Here is a 22409-nt window from a genome sequence, read left to right on the forward strand (position 1 = left end):
GACGGTTTGTTCTCGACTTGCCGAAAACAAGGCAGTGCGTCGCACCCTCCCCGATGGTGGACGGTTACATATTGATCGCCAATTGCCATTTCTTTGTGTTTATCGGTATCCAATAGGTTATGAAGATGCCGGCACAGAACGACTTGTTATGGGGCAACCTTCCTATTTAATTGCTTCAGCGGACAAGCGCATGCGTTCGAGTTTATCCGAACTCACTCAGAATATCGTTCGGACATTATCCAGCGAATTTGGTGCTTTTCTTATTTTCGAGATCTGGAGTAGGAATAAAGACGAGAACGAGAACGATTCCAGCCAACTCACGAGGATACCCGAATTCCAAATTGCAACACATCCAAACCTGAGCCCCTTTGGAACCGTTGATTCGCGTTCGCAAGATGAAGTCTACGGTCAAAGTTGTACGCGATCGAAAAATAGCACCCATTGGTTTACCTCCACTGCTGCCGCCCCAATTTCTCAAGGAAATCGGATGCGCTATCATGGGTCTTGAGGTGCGTCCAATCTATCGCTCACCTGAAACAGACGAAGTGTTCCCCATAATTCGACGGACACTTGCCCGTGAACTCACTCGCGCCTTGCAGAAAACCTTTTTTCAATTCTCACGAGCACAAACGATGCATCGTCCTGTCCACTTTCATGTTTTGGGACGCCGGGCAGTTGTTGAAGCAGTTTGGAAGGTAGACAGAGATCTCGCCGAGATTAGCAATGCCTTTGGTTTTCTGCTACAGGTAACACCGATCAATACAGAGCAAGCGTATGCGTCATTTAGACGTTCACATTTTGAGCGGACACCTGTCTTCCATTATCGTCCACAATCCTTCGACGCTGCAATGCTCAAACGTAAACTCTGGAACACTCGACTCGAAAGTATAGAAGACCCCACGCTTGGACACCTCTTCCGAGAAAAACGCTATGAACTTGACATACAACTCACCATGCTAAGTCATATCGATACACCACGGTTCTTGCACGGCAGCTTGCAACTTTTCGGAAATGTAGATGATCGTCTGTTCCAACTCGCAGAAGACATAATAGCCCATGTGCCTTCTCGTAGCCGCGAGAAAGCATCTAATATTAAACTCGACGCGACTACCTTTGCTGAACGTGTCGAAGAAGAGCTTGAATACTATCGACAGCAATCCGCTGAATTTTCTGCACATGCTGAGGTCCGAGATGACATCTATACCGGACTCATGGTATCCAAGGGAACTTTGTTAATCGGTAAGAAAACAAAGATTCCATCGGCTCGCGTGGATGCTTTGATTCAGCACGAGGTAGGCACGCATCTACTTACCTATTTCAATGGACGTGCTCAACCCTTCCAGATGCTCTATACCGGACTCGCAGGTTATGAAGAGATGCAGGAAGGAATAGCGGTACTTTCAGAATACCTCGTCGGAGGCCTGAGTCTGCCGCGCCTGCGACTCTTGGCGGCACGCGTAATTGCCGCACGCTGTTTAATAGAGGGCGCTTCTTTTGTTGAGACCTTTCAAATTCTCAAAGAGACTTACGCATTCACACAACGAACAGCCTTTACTGTCACAATGAGAACCTATCGCAGCGGGGGTTTAACCAAAGATGCAGTTTATCTCAGAGGGCTTGTCGGACTCTTAGACTACTTGAAAAAAGGTGGCTCACTTGAACCCCTTTTCGTCGGGAAAATCGCAGCTGAACACATTCCTATTATTCAGGAATTGCAGTGGCGTAAGGTTCTAAAACCAGCACCTCTACGTCCACGGTATATGGAAAATCCAGGTATAGAGGAAAAATTCAATGCCCTACGCAAAGAAACCTCTGTTCTTGATTTAATCAAAAAGGAGAAAAAATGAAAATCGGATTTGTCGTCAATGATCTGGAAACCGAACAAGCAGGATACACAACAACTCGAATGGCAATGCAGGCTATTAACATGGGCCACGAAGCCTGGATGATAGCAGTCGGAGACCTCGCTTACGATCCAGACGAGTATATTCGTGCAACGGCTCGTATGGCACCACGCAGGAATTATAAGTCCCATCTGACCTATTTCAATGACTTGCAGAGCAAGCAGGCGAAAGTGGAGCGGATTACCGTTGACGATTTAGATATTCTGCTCCTACGCAATAACCCAGCAGATGATGCTATTGGCAGACCCTGGGCACAAAACGCTGGACTCCTTTTCGGGAGAGTCTCAATGCGACACGGGGTCATTGTGCTCAATGACCCAAATGGACTTGCCAAAGCACTAAACAAAATGTACTTTCAACTTTTTCCTGAAGAAGTACGACCGAAAACTTTAATTACGAGAAGCCAGGACGAGATTAAAGCTTTCGCTCAAGAACAAGGCGGAACAGTCGTATTGAAACCGCTCCAAGGATCTGGTGGACAAAGCGTCTTTCTCGTTAGACCCGACGATCTGCCGAATATCAATCAGATGATTGATGCCGTTGCCAGAGATGGATATGTTATCGCACAAGAATACCTGCCCGCAGCAGCAGAAGGGGATACGCGCTTGTTTGTTCTCAATGGACAGCCATTGCGGTATCGTGGCAAATATGCTGCGTTCCGTCGCGTCCGTATGGGGGGAGATATGAGAAGTAACATTCACGCAGGTGGAAAACTTCGGCAGGCAGAAATTACTGATACCGACTTAGAACTTGTTGAAATGGTCCGTCCCAAATTAGTTCAAGATGGTATGTTCTTGGTCGGCTTGGACATTGTAGGCGACAAACTTATGGAGATTAATGTCTTCAGTCCAGGCGGATTGGGAAGCGCACAAAGGTTTGAAAAAGTGAATTTTAACATCGCCTTTATTGAAGCACTTGAAAAAAAGGTACAATACATGAAATACTACCGGCGAAATTTTGACAACGTGGAAATGGCAACCCTGTAAAATTCACACGACAAGGTTGTAATACCATTTCTGATTGGAATTGTAGCATAGACTGTGAGTCTATGCACTCAGGGGCGGTTAATGCAATATAAACTTTTAGAAATGGTATTTCGTTCTCCGAAATTTTAGAGTTTTGGGTTGCGGATATCCCCGTCTCCGCTTGTAGGAGGGAACTCCGATTCCCGACTTTTCGCAGAAATCAAACAAAAAACCCGAAAACTAAATCGTTCTGCTCGCATAAAAACTTGACCTCTAAAATACGACGTGATAGTATACACTAAAGTTTGGAAGTTTTTGGTGAAAAGGCTGTTTGAATGCTATAATATTGCCCAAACTGTAGTTAAAGAGGTCATAGATTGAAAATTCCGTTATCAAATCCGTTTAAAAGATACTCTCAAAAGGTTGGGCTTCCCCCGGGGACGCTTGTTTATACTGGCGAAGAGCGAACAGATCCTGTTCGGATTACCGTCATTGATTATGATGAAACACATCTTCGTGAAGAGGCGGCACAAACGATAAAGGCATGCCTACCTTTCACGGAAACGGCAACTGTCACGTGGATTCACATCGAAGGTGTGCATGATACACAGATTATTGAAGAGATAGGAACGTATTTCGGCATTAATTCCCTTGTACTTGAAGATATGATGAGTCCCATTCAACTCTCCAAAATAGAGGTATATGAAGACCATGTCTTTATTATCCTCAAAAATCTTGATTATGATGCGGCAGAACTAAGTATTTCCAGAGAACAAATTAGTCTTATTATTGGTGAAAATTTTGTCATTTCTCTCCAAGAAGGCTCCGAAAAACTTTTTACACCTATTCGAAACAGACTCCAAAATACCAATAGCAGACTTCGGACGATGCGGACTGATTACCTCGCGTATGCACTCATAGATGTCATTGTTGACAACTATTTCGTAGTGTTGGAACGACTCAGCGACCGAGTTGAATCCGTCGAAGAAGAAACTATCACGAACCCGACATCAGAAGTTCTTGAGAAAATCAATATTTTAAGAAGCAGCCTTCTCCACCTGCGTAGACCCATCCTCCCGTTACGCCATGTCATTGATGAAGTGTTAGATGATGAAATCCCACTCTTTACACAGGACACACACTTATACTTCCGTGATGTTTATGACCATCTAATTCAGGTGATCCATACATTAGAGGCTCTTCACAGTGCAGTTTCAAATCTGTTTCATACCTACACCTCAGCGGTGAGTCATAGGATGAATGAAATCATGAAAGTGCTCACCATTGTCGCGACATTCTTTATACCCCTAACTTTCATCGCCGGTATTTACGGCATGAATTTCAAATCCATGCCCGAACTTGAAACGCAATGGGGATACCCTGTTGTTTTATTACTCATGGCAGGCATTGGGATTGCCATGTTTGTCTATTTCAAACTGAAAAAATGGTTTTGAATTTTTAACGGAACAAAAGCACGTTATGAAAAGTCTAACAGGAGGATTGATATTGGATATCGGATCTATACGAATCCGTAAAGTATGTATGTTCCCGATTCTGGTGCTTCTCTTAATGGTTTGGATCGTGCCGGCGTATTGCCAGTTTGCCGATTTACCGCAGGATGCCAAAACACTGGACGTTGGCGTAAATGGCGATGGGGCTTCACAGACGCTCAGCTTGACCGTTGTTGTCCCACTCCGTAAGGTTAATGGGTGGGCGGGTATCTTTGGTTCGCGCGCCTCTGGTGAGGACGAAGTACTTTCTGAAATTGTTAAAGCCCATGTCCAGGGCGGCTTTCGCATCGGAACATTCGGCATTGAGGCGTTTACGGATTTAGAACGTAATATTATTAAAGGCAGTGCCTTGACCTCCCAAATTGGCAGTTATATCCGTCCCGCAATTTATGAAAGCGGCACGCTTCGCGTGTCTGGGGGTATCGGGGCTTTCCTTGAGAATATACAGCCGCATGCCGACCTTGTGTTAAAAAAATTTGATCCGACGACCTTCCGGTGGTTGGCATTTTCATCTGTCGGATGGCGAAGACTCAATACGGTGTTAAAATTCGCGCCAGAGGTCGGGTTTAAGAACTTCAAATTTTCAGCGGAGCCTGCTATGACCTTTAGTTTAACGACTCGATTAAGGTTGCGTTTAAGTGGTTCTATGACTTATAATAGTGAACCCTTAACAGAGAAATGGCACTACAAATATTTGTCAATGTTGCGCATTACCTTGTAGCAATATAGTGCCTTGCTTGAAAGTTAATCTTGTGTTCTTGGAAGTGTAGTCCGGATTTATGGTGAATTATAAAAATACCTTACATTCAGTAGAAACGAAAACCCTCTACTGCCGCTGGCGAGGGTGTTTTTGATAGGGTGTTTCTTCTAGTGCTGTGTCAAGTTGAGTTTGATAGTATTGTCAGTTGGGTTGAAGGGATTTTCCCTGTAGGGGCAGTCCCTTGTCAGCACTAGTATCCTCGCCTCTTTAGAGTGTCTATGTAATTCTAAAATCTACCATAGTTAGCGCATTCCGTTCTCATTGAAAAGTCAGCATTCTCTGTCACTCGTTTGTTCGAATTCATTTAAACGAAAGGAAAATTGGCGATGTTTTCAAACCCAGGACAGCAATCCGAATCTCAGCTCGGTAACAATGATTCAGGTTCCCAACACGGACACGGTTTTGGGACCGCCCCTGTATTCCTTGCTTCGGTGAGTACTATCCTTGGTGCTATTCTCTTCCTGCGTTTCGGTTACGCCGTTGCACACGCTGGACTCTGGGGGAGTCTCATGGTTATCGCACTTGGGCACCTTGTAACGGTTCCAACAGTTCTGGCGGTGTCTGAGATCGCGACAAACCGTCGTGTGGCAGGGGGAGGCGCCTACTATATTGTCAGTCGATCCTTTGGTGAGAGTATCGGAGGTTCCATCGGCATTGCCCTGTATATCTCCCAAGCCATCTCAGTTGCCTTCTATATCGTGGCGTTCGCACAATCTTTTCAACCTGTTTATGACTGGGTTGCGTCGACGTATGGATTGATTCCTGACCCTCGCTGGGTAAGTCTTCCTTTCATTGTTATGATGCTTGTGCTGATGCTAACGAAGGGGGCTGATATCGGGGTTCGACTTCTGTGGGGCGTATGTGCAATCCTCACAGTGTCAATATTTTCGTTCCTTTTAGGGCAAGGGGATGAATCCATTCGTCCCGACGGGTTGAACCTTACAGCACGCATCGAGAATCCTGATAGTTTTGGTGTGGTTTTTGCGACATGCTTTCCCGCTTTCACCGGTATGATCGCAGGATTGGGATTATCCGGTGATCTGAAAAACCCGCAAAGAAGTATACCACTCGGCACGATCGGCGCGACATTTGCTGGCATGGTCATATACGTGCTTGTCGCCATTAAGCTGGGACAGAGTGCCACTCCTGAGGCACTTGATGCAGACGAGTTTATCATGGCGAAGATTTCTCTGTGGGGCCCTGCTATCTACATCGGATTGGGTGCCGCTGCGTTCTCCTCTGCTCTCGGATCGATTATGGTGGCACCGAGAACATTGCAAATGCTTGCCCGAGACAATGTGCTCCCTATTCCGCAGCTGAACCGTCTTATGGAAAAAGGGGTAGGTGAGTCGCAGGAACCTGTTTATGCAACATCTGTATCAGGCATAATTGCGATAGTGTTTGTGGCAATCGGCGAATTGGACTTTATCGCTCAGATTCTAACGATGTTCTTTATGGTAACCTATGGGGCACTCTGTGCAGTGTCATTTCTTGAGCACTTTGCAAGCAATCCGTCTTATCGCCCTACTTTCCATTCTCGCTGGTACTTATCTCTATTGGGTACTGTTATGTGCGGGTTGATGATGTTCCAAATCAGCGCACTCTATGCGTTTATCTCGATTGGACTCATGGCGGTGACCTACCTCGGTCTACGGAGGGTCCACAAGGGACATCGCGATTTGACGGCAATCTTTCAAGGAACAATGTTTCAGTTAACCCGGTGGCTGCAGATTACTTTACAGAAAAGCCGGGTCATTTCATCTGAAGGTGGATGGCGTCCCTCAATTGTTGCTGTGACGCGATTCGGCGAACGACGTCTTGGGCATTTTGATGTGCTCCGTTGGATTTGCCACAGGCACGGATTCGGACACTTCATCCGTTTGTTCCACGGGGACTACTCGTTTTCCAGCGAACTCCAGGCACGCGTCCATGTCGATGAGTTGATTAAAAGAACAGAGGTCAGTAGAGCCGGCATCTTCGTGGATTCCATCATTTGTCCGACGTTTAAACTCGCTCTGGCACATATATTGCAAATGCCAGGGATTTCTGGGTTGCCAAATAACTGTGTCCTCCTTGAATTCGATCGAGATACGCCTGATGAAATTGAAGAAGTTACAGAAGGGATACGTCTTGTCGCGAATTCGCTGTTCAATGCCTTGGTCCTGCGATCCACCGGATATCGCTTTGGGTATCGCTCTTTGATTGACGTGTGGGTGACAGAGGATAACTTGAAAAATGCCCCGATGATGCTGTTACTTGCCTATATTATTGTAGGACACCCAGATTGGAGACGTGCTGAAATACGGCTTTTTGCGTGTTCCGAGGCTACAGATGCAGTCCGTGAAGCAAACAGACTTTCAACGCTAATGGAGGAAGGACGGCTGCCGATTTCAAGGCATAACGTGACTTCTGTCTCTTACAGCAGTCAGGAAGCTTTGGAGCAGGAGGTAGAGCATCGGTCCTCTCAGAGCGATTTGGTGATCGCCGGGTTATCAGGGGAAGACCTCTACTCTGAAAAATTAGCGCAAACCCTGCGAGCCTATGGGGCTGCCAACGACGTGTTGTTCGTCCACGCAATTGAACAGATTTCAATAGATTAGTCGAGCAATCTTGACTTTTCTAAGAAAACTTTGAGAGAGGTAATACGATGTTTCTGGAATTTATAGAGCGTTTAGGTGTTATCATAAATGCTATTATCAACTCGCCCTTTAAAGGCATTCTGCTAAGTGTTACCACGATTGCGACTTTACTCATCCTCAAGGCGATTTTAGGGTATTTCGTCAAACGGTATGTTTATGAGCGCGCCCATTTGGAAACAAATGCCCAAAATTTCATGGCGGTGTGGGGTTATATCTGGACGGCTATTATTGCCATCTTCGCTATCATCAGTCTCAGCGGTTCTCTCAAAACACTCGGTATTTCAGCAGGTTTTCTCGGCATGGTCTTAGGGTGGTCCCTGCAGGCACCCGTGACAGGGATTGCAGCATGGTTGATGCTGATCCTCAAACGTCCCTTCAAAATCGGTGATCGTGTGATTATCGCTGGGATTACCGGCGATGTAATGGACATCACTTTAACGCATGTTATCCTAAACCAGGTGGGAGGAACAGTCTCCAGTGAAGAACGTTCCGGTCGCGGTATCCTCATCCCGAATGCGATTCTGTTCGCGCAAACGATCACGAACTATACCTTGGAGGAAGAGCATATTCTGGTAGAAGTTCCTGTTCGGATTACTTTTGAATCGAATTGGGAAGAAGCAGAACGGATTCTCGTTGACGCAGCGAAGGTGGTTACAGCGGATGTCATCCAAGAGATTGGTGAAGACCCATTTATCCGGGCAGAGTTGTTTGATGCAGGGGTGATGATGCGACTCCGCTATAAGACCCGTCCGGTAGATCGTGCCAAAAGTCTCAGCGATATGGTGAAAATAATCTTTCATGAGTTTTCCGAGAGTAAGACGGTGGAATTCTGTTATGCACACTCGGAAATCATCTACTCGTGGAAAGAGCAATCCGCAGTGCCAGAGGCACTTCGTCAGGACTAATTATGTTTTTGGAAATTTGGAGCACTATACTCAATTTCAAGTATATCTCTGTCGTGTGGATGAGTTTGGTTGTAATTGGGGCTGTTATTGTCTATTTCCGCTTGACATCACAGATGCGCAAGTTTACAGAAAAACACGCCTACAAACCAGAGAACGCCAATCGATTCTTTTTTACGTGGCGTTACGTGTTCATGTTTTCGATAGGTGCGCTTGTCGTTTTTCTTTTTTCTGATGTCTTTGGGATCATCGGACTGTCATTAGCCTTTATTATGACACTGATGGGGTGGGGCATCCGAAACCCAATCATGAATCTGGCGGCGTGGTTATTGATTATTCTTCAGAAACCGTATCGGATCGGAGATCGGGTCATCTTGGGCGCGACCATTGGCGATGTGCGAAACATCTCGATTATGTATACGCAGCTGGATCAAGTCGGGGGCACTATCGGTGGTGAAGAGAAATCTGGACGGAGCGTCATGATTCCAAACCAACATCTTTTTCGGTGGAATGTCATTAACTACACACGAGACGACAAATACATCCTTGATGAGGTCATCATTCGGTTGACATACCGTTCAAATATCAGGCGTGCTGAGGAAATTATGTGTCAACAGGCGGCAGAAGTGACAGCCGAAATATGTCAGGAGACAGGTGAATCGCCCTATCTTCGATTTGAGTTTATTCCATCGGGGGTCATTGGCAAGCTCAGGTATCGTGTCGGTGCTATGAATCGGCAAAGCACTTCAACATTAATCGTCGAGCGGATTTCCAAGGCGTTTATGCGTGACGGGCAAATTGAGTTTGCCTATGTGAAAAGAGAGGCACTGTTAACGCCGAAGGATGAAACGCTGCCACCCCAATCCCTACGCATTCCCTCCAGTTCTGTGAACCACCATTCACAGATAGGATAACATAAGATGGAAGAATTAATTCAACAGCTGCGGAGTTTACTTGACACATCTGTAGTCACTCTTGATGATCCGGTAAAAGTTTATCAGATTGTCCTGTTAATTGGCACTTTAGTCGTTTCGTTTATACTCACAGGATTTTTACGCTGGTGGTTCCGTCGCTTGTTTAAGCGGCTCAGAATACCACAAAATCTCGAAAGTCGATTGCTCGCACTCCTATTCCTTATCGTTATGATTACTGGAACCGTTTTGGGGTTACGGCTTGCAGGAATTGGGACAGGGATTCTCGGTAAATTCTTTCATTATCCGCTCACAGAAATATTTCATCCGCCCGATACAGAAATGAGTGGGAAAGATGTAAACCGGTTAACCTTAGCAAATCTCTTTTATGCGCTTGTTATTGTCTTTGGAATGTTCGTGTTGTCGAAATACGTGCAATGGATGTTGCGGCGGCGGGTCCTACAAGCGTTTCAAATCGCGGAACATACGCAGTTTATCTTACTCCGATTCCTTCACTTCAGCCTCATCATTATCGGAATCGTTGTCAGTCTCAGCACCATCGGGATGAGTTTCACAAGTTTGGCGTTGATTTTTGGGGGGTTGAGTATCGGTATCGGTTTTGGTTTACAAAATATTGCCTCAAATGTGATTTCGGGATTTATTCTAATTTTTGAACGACCTATCAAAATTGGGGATCTCGTGGAGATTATGGACGTTGACATATTTGGGAGAGTGAGTAGCATTAATCTGCGTTCAACGGTCATCGTCTCGCTTGATGAGAAGGAGATTATTGTGCCGAATTCTCAATTGATTTCGGAGTCCGTCCATAATCTCACACATGCCAACAAGCTGTACCGGCTTCGTATTCCGGTGGGGGTGTCCTACGGTTCAGATGTAGATCTTGTCAAGCAAGTGCTACTTGATGCTGCAGACGAGCATTTCGGCGTGATTAAAGAACCCATTCCGAACATCAGCAACGTTACGGCTCCTTTTGTTCGCTTTATTAACTTCGGAAATTCCTCTTTAAATTTTGAGTTGTTGGCGTGGATTCCTGACTCCTTTCAGCGTTTTGATGTTGCAAGCGATCTCCATTTCATAATCTGGCATAAATTTAAAGAACATAATATTACAATCGCATTCCCACAACTCGATGTCCATTTTGATCCGACGGAAACCCAGTAGCAATCTTAACAGGAGTAGGACTATCGTCAGAATGGCTGTCAACTTTCGGAAACCAGAAAAGAGGCGTTCTGTAACGCTTGTGTCTTTACCGACGGGTTCCGACGGATATCTCTTTGCCGATTGCTGACGGCTTCTTTGCTGACTGCCATTCCTGCTGACCGCTATATGTTTTAAGAGTGCCGAATGACATCACCTTTGACGAGATAATAGACCTCTTCGCTGATATTTGATGCAAGGTCGCCTATCCGTTCCAAATGTCGGAAAAGGAGGAGGAGGCTGATACCGGGTTGGATGAGTCTCGGATGTTCGCTCAAAATCGTCAGAAGTTCGTGGAGCATTCTTTCATAGATTTCGTCAACTTCAATGTCACGTGCTCGAATTTCTAAGGCGTGTTCGGCGTTCCGATTGACGAATGCATCCATCGCGTCCTTAACCATTTCTTGAATTACTTGTGCAACATACGGTAGATCCACGAACGGTTTGACCGGTGGATGTTCAGATAACTCAATACTCCGTTTGGCGATAGAAACGCTTTTATCCGCTATCCTTTCGATGTTGTAGTTTACCTTCATCGCTGTTGTTAGAAATCGGAGTTCTATTGCTACCGGTTGATGCAGCGCGATGAGTTGGATGCACGATGATTCGATCTCGTTTTCAAACAGATCAATCTGATCGTCTGCAGCAACAACGAGCTGAGCTAACGTGCTATCTCGTGTTAAGATAGATTCAATGGCTTGGCGCAGCATCTGTTCCGCAAGCCCCGCCATTTCCAAGATTTTGTGCTGAAGTCCCTTGATTTCGTGTTCTAACATTTTTTCAGGTCTCGTTTACCCCATCCTGCCTGTCACATATTGTTCTGTTCTCGTGTCTTGTGGATTTGTAAAAATCTTCTCTGTCGTTCCGAATTCGATCAATTCCCCGGCGTAAAGAAACCCCGCAACATCCGAGACGCGGGCGGCTTGCCTTCTTTTGTTCGTGACGAAGATAAGCGTGCAATCGTTTCTGAGATCCCGCACAAGCGTCTCAATTTTAACGGTTTCAATCGGATCGAGTTCCCCGCACGGCTCGTCAAATATTAGGATTTCTGGTTCAACGGCAATAGCACGTGCAATACAGAGAAGTTGCTGCTGTCCTATAGAAAGTTGGTCTGGGGTCCCGTGCAAAATAGATTCGACTTCGTTCCAGAGTCCTGATTTTTGGAGACTTTTCTGAACGATGGTATCCAGCTCTGAAGATTGATCTATGCCCGATATCCGAGCCCCGTATGCTACGTTCTCGTAGATAGAGCACTGAAAGGGTTCAGGTTTTCGGAACACCATTCCAATCTTTTTCCGAATAGCGGGGACATCTGTCTGTTTAGCATACATGTCTCTGCCCTTAAAAAGTATTTCGCCGTTGAACCTGAAATTCGGCGTAAAGTCATTTAAACGATTGAAGCACCGGACGAGTGTGCTTTTACCGCATTTTGTAGGACCAATGAGCGCAGTTACCTGTCTCGGCTGTACCGCAAATGAGAGGGAGTTCAGAATCTGATTGTCGCCATACCATACATTTAGGTGATGGATGCTCAGGATCGGTTCATTTTTTTCAGTCTGCATCGCAGGTATCGCTAAAAATTAAGAATTCGCGCCTCCATGTATCTCGTGTCAGTTAATCGTGTCGTGCTGTGGAGGGATCGTCCGTCGCTATCAGGAAACTGGAAATAGTACTCAACACCAGTGCCCCTCCTAAGAATAATATGAATCTGTCCGGTATTCCTTTGGGACCTGTTGTATGAGCGGGTATATGAATACCGATAAGTAATGCAGACGCGGCGAGTGATCTTGACAGTGCTTGGCATCCTCCTGCCAGTATCTTTGGGAAGGCAAGTGGCACGACCCGACTTGCTAATACTTGCCATTGATTGGCACCTAACGCGTAAGCAGATTCACGGATGGGTGTCACAACAGATCGAAGTGCTTCTTGGGTTGTTTTGATTGCTACCGGCATTACCATTGAAATGAAGATTAAAGCCTCTGCGTAAAATATCGTGATATTACGCTGAAAAGGGACGGCTGTTAATCCAGATTCGTTAACGGTCTGGACAGGAGGTGTTCCAATATCTTCAAAAACGCCGACGTAACTAAAAAGAATCGCGATGGCTAAAAGTCCATACAAGAGTGAAGGAATTTCTGTCAAAAAGGCGACTTGGCTTTCGATGAAACGCCGAACCCAACTCGTTGCTGAAAGCCATTCTTCTAAATAAAAAGCACAGGCTATTCCGCACAGAACTGCCAAAAGACTGATCGGTAGAATCAGATTGAGATCGCTAAGCAGACTCGGCAATGGGCCGGAGGCATGAGATGCCGACGACGTTTGAATGTGAGCCGCACCTGTTTTTTTCAGGTCGGTCCAGAGGAAAATCAACGCCGCTCCCACTATAATGAAAGCGATACTCTGCAAAGCGATTTTTTTTCTCAGTCCTAGGCGAGTCATCAAGGAATTCATAATTGACTATCGGTTGTCAAAAATCGTTGATGGAGCCATCACACCGGATACCCTATTGACGGCTGACGGCTATTCTTATCCATATCGCATCTGCACATAATCCGCCGTTTTCGGATGTTCTGGTGTTTCAAAGAGGGCTTGCGTTTCTCTGTGTTCAATCAGTTCTCCGAGGAACATATAGATACATTCCTTACTGACTCGCCGCGCTTGTGCCATGTTGTGCGTCACAATGAGGAACGTATATCTTCCCGCAAGGGCTTCCATTAATTCTTCAACGGCAAGTGTGCCTTCCGCATCTAACGCCGAGCACGGTTCATCCATTAGAATGATTTTGGGTTTCAGGGGCAGCAAACGCGCAATACAGAGTTTTTGCTGCTGTTCAAGTTGGAGTGATGTTGCTCGCACCTTCAATTTGTCCTTCAGATCCTCCCAAAGGAAAACCGATCTAAGGGCTTCTTCAACAATCCGATCTGATTCTGTCCGTGTTATACTCCGCAGTGGCGAGTGAATACGCAAACCAAACAATATATTTTCGTAAACTGAAATCGGCAATGGATTCGGTCTTTGGAACACCATGCCGACGGCTTTTCGGAGTTCCGGTAAAGAGACATCCGCATCGTAGATGTTTTTTCCCAATACCTCAATTGTCCCTTTTGTGGTAACGTTGCCGTAGCGTTCATTGACGCGGTTGAAGCAGCGCAATAGCGTTGTTTTTCCACACCCAGAAGGACCAATCAGCGAGGTGATTTGACCGTCCGTTATTTTCACGTTCACATCAATGAGTGCTTGGAAATCGCCATACCAGAGACTGAGATTTTCAGTTTCAATGCTATAATTCATCTTTTTTATAGTTGCCAGTTTGTAGCATAGGAGACCGTTGGTTTCCTGGGCATCTTCCTGCCGACAGTTGATAGTTTCCGTAGGTTGGGTAGAATGGAACTGAGAAAGCATCTGTGGTTAGCCAAAGACCGCTCACATCCAAAATATCGGTGTATATCCACCAGAACGTAGTGAAACCCAACTTCCTCTTGATTGCCGACAACTGATGGCCGATAGCCAATTTAACCAAAGGTCCCGTTCACATAGTCATACGTGGCTTGCTCTGATGGATTATCAGAGAAAATTATATCCGTTGTATCAATCTCGATGAGATCCCCGTTAAGAAAAAAGGCGGTGCGGTTCGCCAGCCGTTTCGCTTGTTGGACCAAATTCGTAACGAGCAAAATAGTCATTTCTGTTTGTAGGGTTTTCAGCACCTCTTCAATGCGCATCGTTGTAATCGGATCGACGGCAATTGAAAATTCGTCGAGACATAGAATGTCCGGTTGATGTGAAAGGGCGCGTGCGATCGTCAGACGTTGTTGTTGTCCACCTGATAATTTCGTGCCAAGCGTGTTCAACCGATCCTTTACCTCTTCCCACAGTGCGGCTTGGTGTAAACACCGTTCAACAATTTCGTCTAATTCCGATTTTGCGCGAACCCCTGATGTCCGAGGCGCAAAAGCGACGTTATCATAGATGGAAAGCGGCAGACCCACCGGTAAAGGTTGAACCATACCAATACGTCGGCGCAAACCGTATACATCGCCAATTGTGCTAATATCTTCGCCATCCAGTTTCACGGATCCTTCTACCGTTGTGTCCGGTGTAAATTCCAGTGTTCTATTGATGACTTTCAGGAGTGTTGTTTTACCGGATTGCGCGGGACCGATGATACCGAGGATCTCGTTCTGGTATACATCAAAGGAGACACCGTTCAGAGCGGGACTGTCTCCATAGCGCACCTTCAGGTCGTTAACCTCAATGATGGCGGTGTTTTGCGATCCATTCTGGCTATCTGTTTTCATGCCTATTGTCAATGCCTTCCGTGGATTCATTTTCCACGTCTTCTTCACTTTCTTCTTTTTTCCGTTCCACCCGTGCTTCCGTCAAAACGGAGGCTAACAATCCAGACGGAATTGCTATCAACCCTACCCCCACAAGCGTAACGAGAGCCGTGAAAATTTTTCCACCCGGTGTTATCGGATAGACATCTCCGTAACCGACTGTTGTGAGGGTCACGATAGCCCACCACATGGAATCGAGAATGGAACCGAATTCTTCGGGTTGCTCGACTCTCTCAAAATAGTGGATACCACACGCCGCGAGATAGACTAACATCAATGACAGAATGACCAGTGCTAAGAGTTCACGTCGGATTTCATTCAATGCCTCGGTGAGACGATCTACTGCCAGGATAAATCGCGTCGCTTTGAAAATCCTGAAAATTCGCAGGAATCGTAGTATCCGAAGAACGCGGAACCCAGGCAGAAGAAACAGAGACGGTAGAATAGCGAGCAGGTCTATTATGCCGTAGAAACTGAAAATGAAATCCCGTTTTCTGGGTTCAATGTTAACTCGCAGAATATATTCGATCGAAAATAGTCCAAAAAATACCGAGTCCAACAAAATGAAGTGAGACGCATGTGGGTCCTCACTATCAGATTCGAGTACAAAGACAACAGCGGACGCAAGAATCAGGAACTGAATGATGCTACTGACAATATTTCCTTCGATGATTGCTCGTAATTTCTCTTTGTTCATTCTTAGTGGTTATCAATTCTCTGGTCTCTTCTTGGCATATTCCAAGAGCGAGTAAATTGTTCCTAAGCACCCTCTTACCGACGGTGTCCGATGGTTTCCGACAGCCATTCTTCTGACTGCTGATGGCTGACCGCTGATCGCCATTTTACCACTTTTTCCGAGTTCGGAGATACACCCTTACCACAATTGATGCTGCATTGACGAGTAAGACACTGCCGACAAGGACAACTGCAGTCCCGTAAGGAATACCCTCCGTAACGTCCGGAACCTGTGTTGAAATCGTAAAGAGGTGTAGCGAGAGTGCCATACACTGTTCTGTTATATTATAGGCGAAAAGGTTTCCTTCCGCAATAGCTTTATAGAAAACCGCACCCGTGAACATAATCGGTGCCGTTTCGCCGGCTGCCCGCGATACCTGTAATATAACCCCCGTCAAAATGCCGCTGATGGAGTTAGGGATAACAATACGACGAATCGTTTGCCAACGCGTCGCACCAAGGTTCCAACATGCCTCCCGGAAGGACATCGGAACGGCTTTGAGGGCTTCCGTCGTGCTGGCGATAATAACCGGCAGCGTCATGATTGCTAACGTGAGTGACGCTGCTAAGATGGATTCGCCTAAACCTGCGAAGAGCACAAACGCACCAACACCGAACAGCGCGTGGACGATGCTCGGTACACCGGCAAGGTTTACAACCGCTAAATTCGTAATACGCGTGAACCAACTCTCTCGAGCATACTCATTGAGATACACTGCAGCGAATACACCAATCGGTGCCGACACTAATAAGGATACTACCACCAAATAGATTGTGCCTAAAAAGGGTGCCCAGAGTCCCCCAGCACGCATGTTGTCCTTTGGATTCGTAAATAGGAATTCCAAAGAGAGAACCGGGAGTGCCTTGTAAAAAAGATAGCCTACGATGAGAAGGAGCGGAAGAATCATCAGGCTTGTCATCACAAGGAAGAAGATTCGCATCACATTCTCTGTCCACCGCTTTTGTTTGCTTATTTCTGTTTCTGTAAACATCTTTTAATTTTTCCTTCATGACTCCTGGCGGATACCTTTAATCACCAAATCAGCGATGAGGTTCACCACAAAGGTAATGGTGAAAAGCAGAATACCAATGATGAAGAGGACTTGATAGTGTTCATCGCCTCTTGCGACTTCCCCCAATTCAGCGGCGATCGTTGCCGTGAGCGTGCGAATCCAGGAGAGTGGGCCTGATGGAATGTTAACGGAGTGTCCCGTCGCCATAAGCACAGCCATTGTTTCACCGATAGAGCGTGCAGCACCGAGTAGCACCGCTGCAAGGAGTCCGTTTTTGGCAGCGGGTAAAAGCACACGATAAACTACCTGCCACCGAGTCGCACCGAGTGCCTCCGCTGCTTCACGATAGGAATCCGGGACGGCTTTTAACGCGTCTTCCGCGATAGACACGATAATCGGAACACTCATCAATGCCAGCATGATACTACCGTTCAACATCGTTAAACCGATGGGCGCGTTGAACACTGTGATAATCAATTGATTCATCAGCGTCAATCCGATGAAACCCCACACAACGGACGGGATAGCGGCGAGCAACTCAATGACGATCTTAAATGTTTCTTTCAGTTTCGGGCTACAGAACTCCGATACAAAGATTGCCGCACCAAGTCCAAATGGAACAGCGATACACATGGCTAAAAGGGTGACGCTGAATGTCCCGACAATCAGCGCAAACGCGCCATACCTTTTGTTGTTCAATGAGGTCGGCTGCCACTCTACGCTTGTCAGAAATTGTCCTAAATCTAAACCGCCGAAAAGGAAACCTGCGCCTTCCCGAAATACAAAGAAGAAGATCCCGAATACAAAGATAATGCAACTGATACCACACAGACGGATAAACAATTCAATCGCTGTTTCGGAAAATGGCAAGTTCGCCGCGCTTTTTTTGCGTAGGATATTCATATATATTATTGCTTGCTTTCTAACGGAACGAAGCCGAGTTTCTCAACGATCGCTTGCCCCTCTGCTGACAAAATCCAATCGAGGTATAGTTTCACTTCTCCTGTAGCTTCACCGAGGGAATACATGTATAATGGACGCGCGATAGGGTAGGTTTTAGCGAGGACATTTTCCAGATTTGGGGGATAGTAAGGCGAATCGGGATCAGCGGCAACCTCTAACATTTTTACATGTGAGGTGGCATATCCCATTCCACTGTAACCGATCGCACACGGCGTCCTTCCGACAACTTCTACGACATCTTTAGAACCATGTAGATCCAGCGAACCTATGCGGAAATCACGGCCTGTGCCGAGCAGTGCTTCTCGAAAATAGAAATAGGTGCCCGAATTAGATTGACGACTGATACGGATAATCTTGTCACTTGGACAGTCGCTATGTGATATACCGAGATCACTCCACTTGGTGATTGTGCCGTTTTCACCATAAATTTCTGCGAGTTGGGTGATCGCAATTTTATCGAGGGGTGTGTCCTGATGGACATAGACCGCAAGGGCATCGTAACCGACGATAAATTCTTGAGGAACTTTACCGGTGTTTTGCGACGCCTGTTCCAGTTCTTTCGGCTTAATCTGGCGACTACAGTTCGCAATATCTACCGTGCCATTGATGAGTGCTGCGACACCTGTCCCGGAGCCACCGCCTGACACCTCCACCGATGCAGTGGTGCTGATACCCGTATACTTTTCAGCCCATGCCTGTGCCAAGTTCACCATCGTATCTGAACCTTTATTTTTGATGGTGAATTGTGTGCCCTCTGTCTTTGCAGCACTTGTATCGTCTTTCGGTGAACAACCGTTCATGACGAAGCAACATACCAGAACGATGAGAAGACATGTAGTCGTGAAACCGAACTGACCGTTTATATGCATCAATCTACCTCTCTCACGAAATTCTAACCTAAATTATAACGCGCAATTGTTACGAAAATAAGACAAAATTCAGATTTTTATTGGTAAAGGGTTCCCTGTTTCGCTGGCGAGGTTTGCGGTGCGGACACTTCACAACGAAAGCGTTGGGGTTCACTCGGTATCTGGGCAATCTTTACACCCAAACTCCAAACCTAAACCGGGCAATACGCTAATTTTGCATTTTCCTGCACATCATGCTATAATGGTATGAAAACCGATACGTCAGAATCAGGAGAATATTGTGCAGTCCAAATTCCAACAACTCAAAACCCATCTACTTGAAGCAAATGATATATCGTCCGCTGCCGGACTCCTCTACTGGGATCAAACCACCTATATGCCGCCCGGTGGTGCCGCTGCTCGGGCACGTCAAAGTGCGACACTTCGCCGATTAGCACACGAGAAATTTACCGATCCGGAAATAGGTGGGTTGCTTGATACACTCGAACCGTATAAAAAAAGTCTCGCTTACGATTCCGATGAAGCCAGCCTTCTGCGTGTAACGCGTAGAAACTACGAGCGGGCTACAAAAATCCCTGCTGCATTCATGGCTGAGGTAACCAACCACACATCAGAATCTTATCAGGTGTGGACTGAAGCACGTCCAGCGAATGACTTTGAACGCGTTCGTCCGTATCTCGAAAAAACATTGGACTACAGCCGACAGGCGGCAGACTTCTTTCCGGGTTATGAACATATCGCGGATCCATCCATTGAGTCCAGCGATTACGGGATGAAGGCTACCGATGTGAGTCGCGTCTTTGCGGAATTACGTCAGGAGCTCGTGCCAATTGCTTCTGCGATTACATCGCAAGCACTTCCTGACGATTCGTGTTTACACCAAAACTTTCCCGAGGAGAAGCAGCTCGCATTTGGTTTACAGGTCGCCCAACAGTTCGGTTACGACTTGAATCGAGGACGGCAAGATAAAACACACCATCCATTTATGACAAAGTTCTCACTCGGTGATGTCAGGATCACAACCCGCACAAAAGATAATTTCCTTGGCGACGCACTCTTCAGCACGCTACATGAAACTGGGCATGCACTGTATGAACAGGGGATTCGTATGGATTTAGAAGGAACGCCACTTGCCGGTGGAACTTCATCGGGTGTGCATGAGAGTCAGTCGAGGCTTTGGGAAAATATCGTGGGACGCAGCCGCGGGTTTTGGCAGCACTTCTATCCGCAGCTCCAAAGCGTTTTTCCTGAGCAACTCGGTTCGGTTTCCTTAGGGACGTTTCACCGCGCAATCAATAAGGTAGAGCGTTCCCTCATTCGCACAAATGCGGATGAAGTTACCTACAACCTACACGTCATGTTGCGTTTTGATTTCGAGTTGGCACTCTTGGAAGGTGAATTGGAGATTCGAGATTTGCCGGATGCATGGCTTGAGCGGTTTGCAGCCGATTTCGGTATCGTCCCCCCTGATGATAAAGATGGGGTTTTGCAAGATGTCCATTGGTATTATGGGTTGATTGGCGGTTCGTTTCAAGGTTACACATTGGGCAATATCTTGGGCGCACAATTCTTCTCAGCTGCATGCGAAGCACACGCTGAAATTCCATCTGAAATTGAAAAAGGCGAGTTCGGTACACTCCACGATTGGTTAAAGGAAAATCTTTACCAACACGGATCGAAATATACGGCACCGGAAATTATCCAGCGTGCAACCGGAGGTCCTCTGTCCATTAAACCTTATATAGCCTACCTCCGGACGAAATATGGTGACTTGTATGACTTGTAGAACTTACACAGGATTCCTTCGTTTGCTTGCAGGATTGGAGGGGTTTGACTGGAGGGTTGGAAGATTCTGGCGTGGAAGGTTGGAAAAGTGGCGGGGGTCCCCTCCTTCTATCTTTCCTATCTTCCATCCTTCCATCCCCTTCTTCATTTTATTTCTCTGCGGGTTTTTGCAAGCATGTGGTGGGCTCAAACTAATTGATATATCCAAGAGTTCAGCGGCATTGCAACTCACAACGACACAGCAGCAGACGATTCACCCGAAACTGAAACTTATCCGTGATATCATTGAGGATTACGATTTTGAGAAGAAACAGTTGGAGGTGGATTATCAGGTGTTCCGCGCCGGTATGACGCAACGGCGATACGATCGCTACGAAAGTGGATTCATGGATACGCGTTCTCGGCGGGAACTAAATGAATTCAGGGACGATGCACGGAAATTCCTGAAGCAACGCGAGATTTATCTCGACGAGATTAAAGATATCATTGAGGAAATCGCGGCAGAACTTACCCCTGAGCAACGCGTTAAATTCGCTGAGTTGAAACTTCCGAAGTTGGAAGTGCCGATGATGCTTCAGCGCGACCCATACAACGACCTCCGATATATCCCGAATCATCCGCTCGGTGGAATGAACGTATTTTAAAAAATGGATTATTACGTGAGTCTGCTCGGTGACGATTCCAACGTTGGGACATCCAAGGCGTCCCCGTGGCAAAGTATTCAGCGGGTAAATGCTGCCCAGTTATTGCCGGGTGATTCCGTCCTATTTCACGCCAACCACACCTTCCTCGGAAATCTCCGCCTTACTGATAAGGATATAAATCGAGTGGACAAACCGATAACCGTCGGTTCCTACGGATTCGGTAGGGCAACCATTGACGCTGGCGATGGTACCGGTTTCGTCGTGAAGAATATAGGGGGCATCTACCTAAAAGAACTCAACTTTGTTGGTGCTGGTGCATCTGAGAATGTCGGTTCTGGTATTGTGTTCATTAATACGCTGCCCGATGGGATTAAGTTGGGAGATATTCAGATTCATCGCGTTGGTGTCAGCGGTTTCAAGTATGCAGGAATCTGCTTCGTGGCGGAACCATCAGATAAGAGTTGGAGTGGCTTCTGTGATGTCAAAATTACGAACGTCACAAGCCATGACAACGGTGATGCAGGTATCAGTTGTATCGGTGTTTGGAATCCGGAGCGAGACGGATATGCGCATGCCGACTTTTATGTGGGCAATTGCAGTGTTTATAGGAACGCGGGCATACCCGGTAAGGGAAGTCACTCAGGGAACGGTATTGTCCTTGCACAGATAGATGGAGCGGTAATTGAACGTTGTCGTGCTTACGAAAATGGCAGTTTAAACGATCATGAAGGTGGAGGTCCCGTTGGAATCTGGGTGTGGGATGCGAACCGCGCCGTCATTCAGTTCAATGAATCTCACCATAACCGAACGGGTAGCAGTAAAGACGGGGGTGGCTTTGATCTGGATGGTGGCGTGCGGAATTCGACTGTTCAATACAACTATTCCCATCATAACGATGGACCCGGATATCTGCTCGCACAGTTCGACGGTGCCCGTGCATTTTATGGGAACGTCCTTCGGCATAATGTGAGTGTAAACGATGGTAGAAAGAATCGTTACGGAGGAATTCACCTCTGGTCTACCGGGGCAAGCGGTGGTATCACCGACACAACTTTTTACGCCAACACAATCTTCACAACGCATTCCACTGATGGGGATCCTGCCGCGGTTGACTGTTTAAGCAAAGGCATTCACAACATCCGGTTCTATAACAACCGCTTCCAAACAGATGGAAAAGCGGTATTCGTCCGTGGCAAAACGACTCCAAATACCCTCTTTGAAGACAACACCTGTAAGGGCTGAGATGGTTAGAA

Annotated in this window: 21 protein-coding genes; 12 read left to right on the plus strand and 9 right to left on the minus strand. The window is 46.5% G+C overall.

What is annotated here, in order from left to right:
* The 9 genes from J4G07_11110 to J4G07_11150 form a co-directional block, all read left to right on the plus strand.
* Positions 1-508, plus strand: a 508-nt coding sequence (locus J4G07_11110; protein MCE2414546.1) for a hypothetical protein, incomplete at its 5' end; no start/stop codon positions are given.
* On the plus strand, positions 498-1847 hold the full coding sequence (locus J4G07_11115; GenBank protein MCE2414547.1) for a flavohemoglobin expression-modulating QEGLA motif protein: 1350 nt from the start codon (positions 498-500) through the stop codon (positions 1845-1847). The genes J4G07_11110 and J4G07_11115, both read left to right, overlap by 11 nt.
* Complete coding sequence (locus J4G07_11120; protein MCE2414548.1) at positions 1844-2890, plus strand: glutathione synthase; 1047 nt, start codon at positions 1844-1846, stop codon at positions 2888-2890. Before J4G07_11115 ends, J4G07_11120 begins: the two co-directional genes overlap by 4 nt.
* 362 nt (positions 2891-3252) lie before the next feature.
* Complete coding sequence (gene corA / locus J4G07_11125; GenBank protein MCE2414549.1) at positions 3253-4323, plus strand: magnesium/cobalt transporter CorA; 1071 nt, start codon at positions 3253-3255, stop codon at positions 4321-4323.
* 52 nt (positions 4324-4375) lie between these two features.
* Positions 4376-5101, plus strand: coding sequence for a hypothetical protein (locus tag J4G07_11130; GenBank protein ID MCE2414550.1), 726 nt, complete (start codon positions 4376-4378; stop codon positions 5099-5101).
* Between the two features lie 365 nt (positions 5102-5466).
* Complete coding sequence (locus tag J4G07_11135) at positions 5467-7740, plus strand: amino acid permease (protein ID MCE2414551.1); 2274 nt, start codon at positions 5467-5469, stop codon at positions 7738-7740.
* A gap of 47 nt (positions 7741-7787) precedes the next feature.
* Positions 7788-8684, plus strand: coding sequence for a mechanosensitive ion channel family protein (locus J4G07_11140; protein MCE2414552.1), 897 nt, complete (start codon positions 7788-7790; stop codon positions 8682-8684).
* Entirely contained in the window at positions 8639-9595 is a 957-nt protein-coding gene (locus J4G07_11145) for a mechanosensitive ion channel family protein (protein ID MCE2414553.1), read from the plus strand. The genes J4G07_11140 and J4G07_11145 overlap by 46 nt, the downstream gene beginning before the upstream one ends.
* A 6-nt stretch (positions 9596-9601) precedes the next feature.
* Entirely contained in the window at positions 9602-10774 is a 1173-nt protein-coding gene (locus tag J4G07_11150; protein MCE2414554.1) for a mechanosensitive ion channel, read from the plus strand.
* 170 nt (positions 10775-10944) lie between these two features.
* Here J4G07_11150 and phoU read toward each other — a convergent pair whose 3' ends face one another.
* The 9 genes from phoU to J4G07_11195 all read right to left on the minus strand — a co-directional run bounded on the left by phoU (position 10945) and on the right by J4G07_11195 (position 18727).
* Positions 10945-11586, minus strand: coding sequence for a phosphate signaling complex protein PhoU (phoU, locus tag J4G07_11155; GenBank protein ID MCE2414555.1), 642 nt, complete (start codon positions 11584-11586; stop codon positions 10945-10947).
* A 15-nt stretch (positions 11587-11601) separates the two neighbouring features.
* On the minus strand, positions 11602-12372 hold the full coding sequence (locus tag J4G07_11160; protein MCE2414556.1) for a phosphate ABC transporter ATP-binding protein: 771 nt from the start codon (positions 12370-12372) through the stop codon (positions 11602-11604).
* Between the two features lie 52 nt (positions 12373-12424).
* Positions 12425-13249 (minus strand): ABC transporter permease subunit, encoded by an 825-nt coding sequence (locus J4G07_11165; GenBank protein ID MCE2414557.1) that lies wholly within the window; start codon positions 13247-13249, stop codon positions 12425-12427.
* Between the two features lie 87 nt (positions 13250-13336).
* Entirely contained in the window at positions 13337-14101 is a 765-nt protein-coding gene (locus J4G07_11170; GenBank protein MCE2414558.1) for a phosphate ABC transporter ATP-binding protein, read from the minus strand.
* 221 nt (positions 14102-14322) lie between these two features.
* On the minus strand, positions 14323-15108 hold the full coding sequence (locus J4G07_11175) for a phosphate ABC transporter ATP-binding protein (GenBank protein ID MCE2414559.1): 786 nt from the start codon (positions 15106-15108) through the stop codon (positions 14323-14325).
* A complete protein-coding gene (locus J4G07_11180; protein ID MCE2414560.1) occupies positions 15095-15844 on the minus strand; it encodes an ion transporter in 750 nt (249 codons plus the stop codon). The genes J4G07_11175 and J4G07_11180 overlap by 14 nt, the downstream gene beginning before the upstream one ends.
* Positions 15845-15989: 145 nt before the next feature.
* The gene (gene pstA / locus J4G07_11185) at positions 15990-16874 is read right to left on the minus strand and encodes a phosphate ABC transporter permease PstA (GenBank protein ID MCE2414561.1); all 885 of its coding nucleotides are present in this window, start codon (positions 16872-16874) and stop codon (positions 15990-15992) included.
* A gap of 15 nt (positions 16875-16889) precedes the next feature.
* Complete coding sequence (gene pstC / locus J4G07_11190) at positions 16890-17798, minus strand: phosphate ABC transporter permease subunit PstC (GenBank protein MCE2414562.1); 909 nt, start codon at positions 17796-17798, stop codon at positions 16890-16892.
* A gap of 5 nt (positions 17799-17803) precedes the next feature.
* Positions 17804-18727 carry a phosphate ABC transporter substrate-binding protein gene (locus J4G07_11195; protein ID MCE2414563.1) on the minus strand — a complete coding sequence of 308 codons (924 nt, stop codon included), beginning with the start codon at positions 18725-18727 and terminating at the stop codon, positions 17804-17806.
* Between the two features lie 280 nt (positions 18728-19007).
* Between J4G07_11195 and J4G07_11200 the strand changes: the two genes are divergently transcribed.
* Genes J4G07_11200 through J4G07_11210 form a run of 3 tightly spaced genes read left to right on the plus strand, consistent with a single transcriptional unit; the run spans position 19008 to position 22398 of the window.
* On the plus strand, positions 19008-20513 hold the full coding sequence (locus J4G07_11200; protein MCE2414564.1) for a carboxypeptidase M32: 1506 nt from the start codon (positions 19008-19010) through the stop codon (positions 20511-20513).
* Positions 20503-21156: a hypothetical protein gene (locus J4G07_11205; protein ID MCE2414565.1), complete on the plus strand. Its 654-nt coding sequence runs from the start codon at positions 20503-20505 to the stop codon at positions 21154-21156. The genes J4G07_11200 and J4G07_11205 overlap by 11 nt, the downstream gene beginning before the upstream one ends.
* A 3-nt stretch (positions 21157-21159) precedes the next feature.
* Positions 21160-22398, plus strand: a complete 1239-nt coding sequence (locus J4G07_11210; GenBank protein ID MCE2414566.1) for a hypothetical protein — start codon at positions 21160-21162, stop codon at positions 22396-22398.
* The last annotated feature ends 11 nt before the right edge of the window (positions 22399-22409 follow it).

It is taken from the genome of Candidatus Poribacteria bacterium (assembly GCA_021295715.1).
GTDB lineage: Bacteria > Poribacteria > WGA-4E > WGA-4E > WGA-3G > WGA-3G.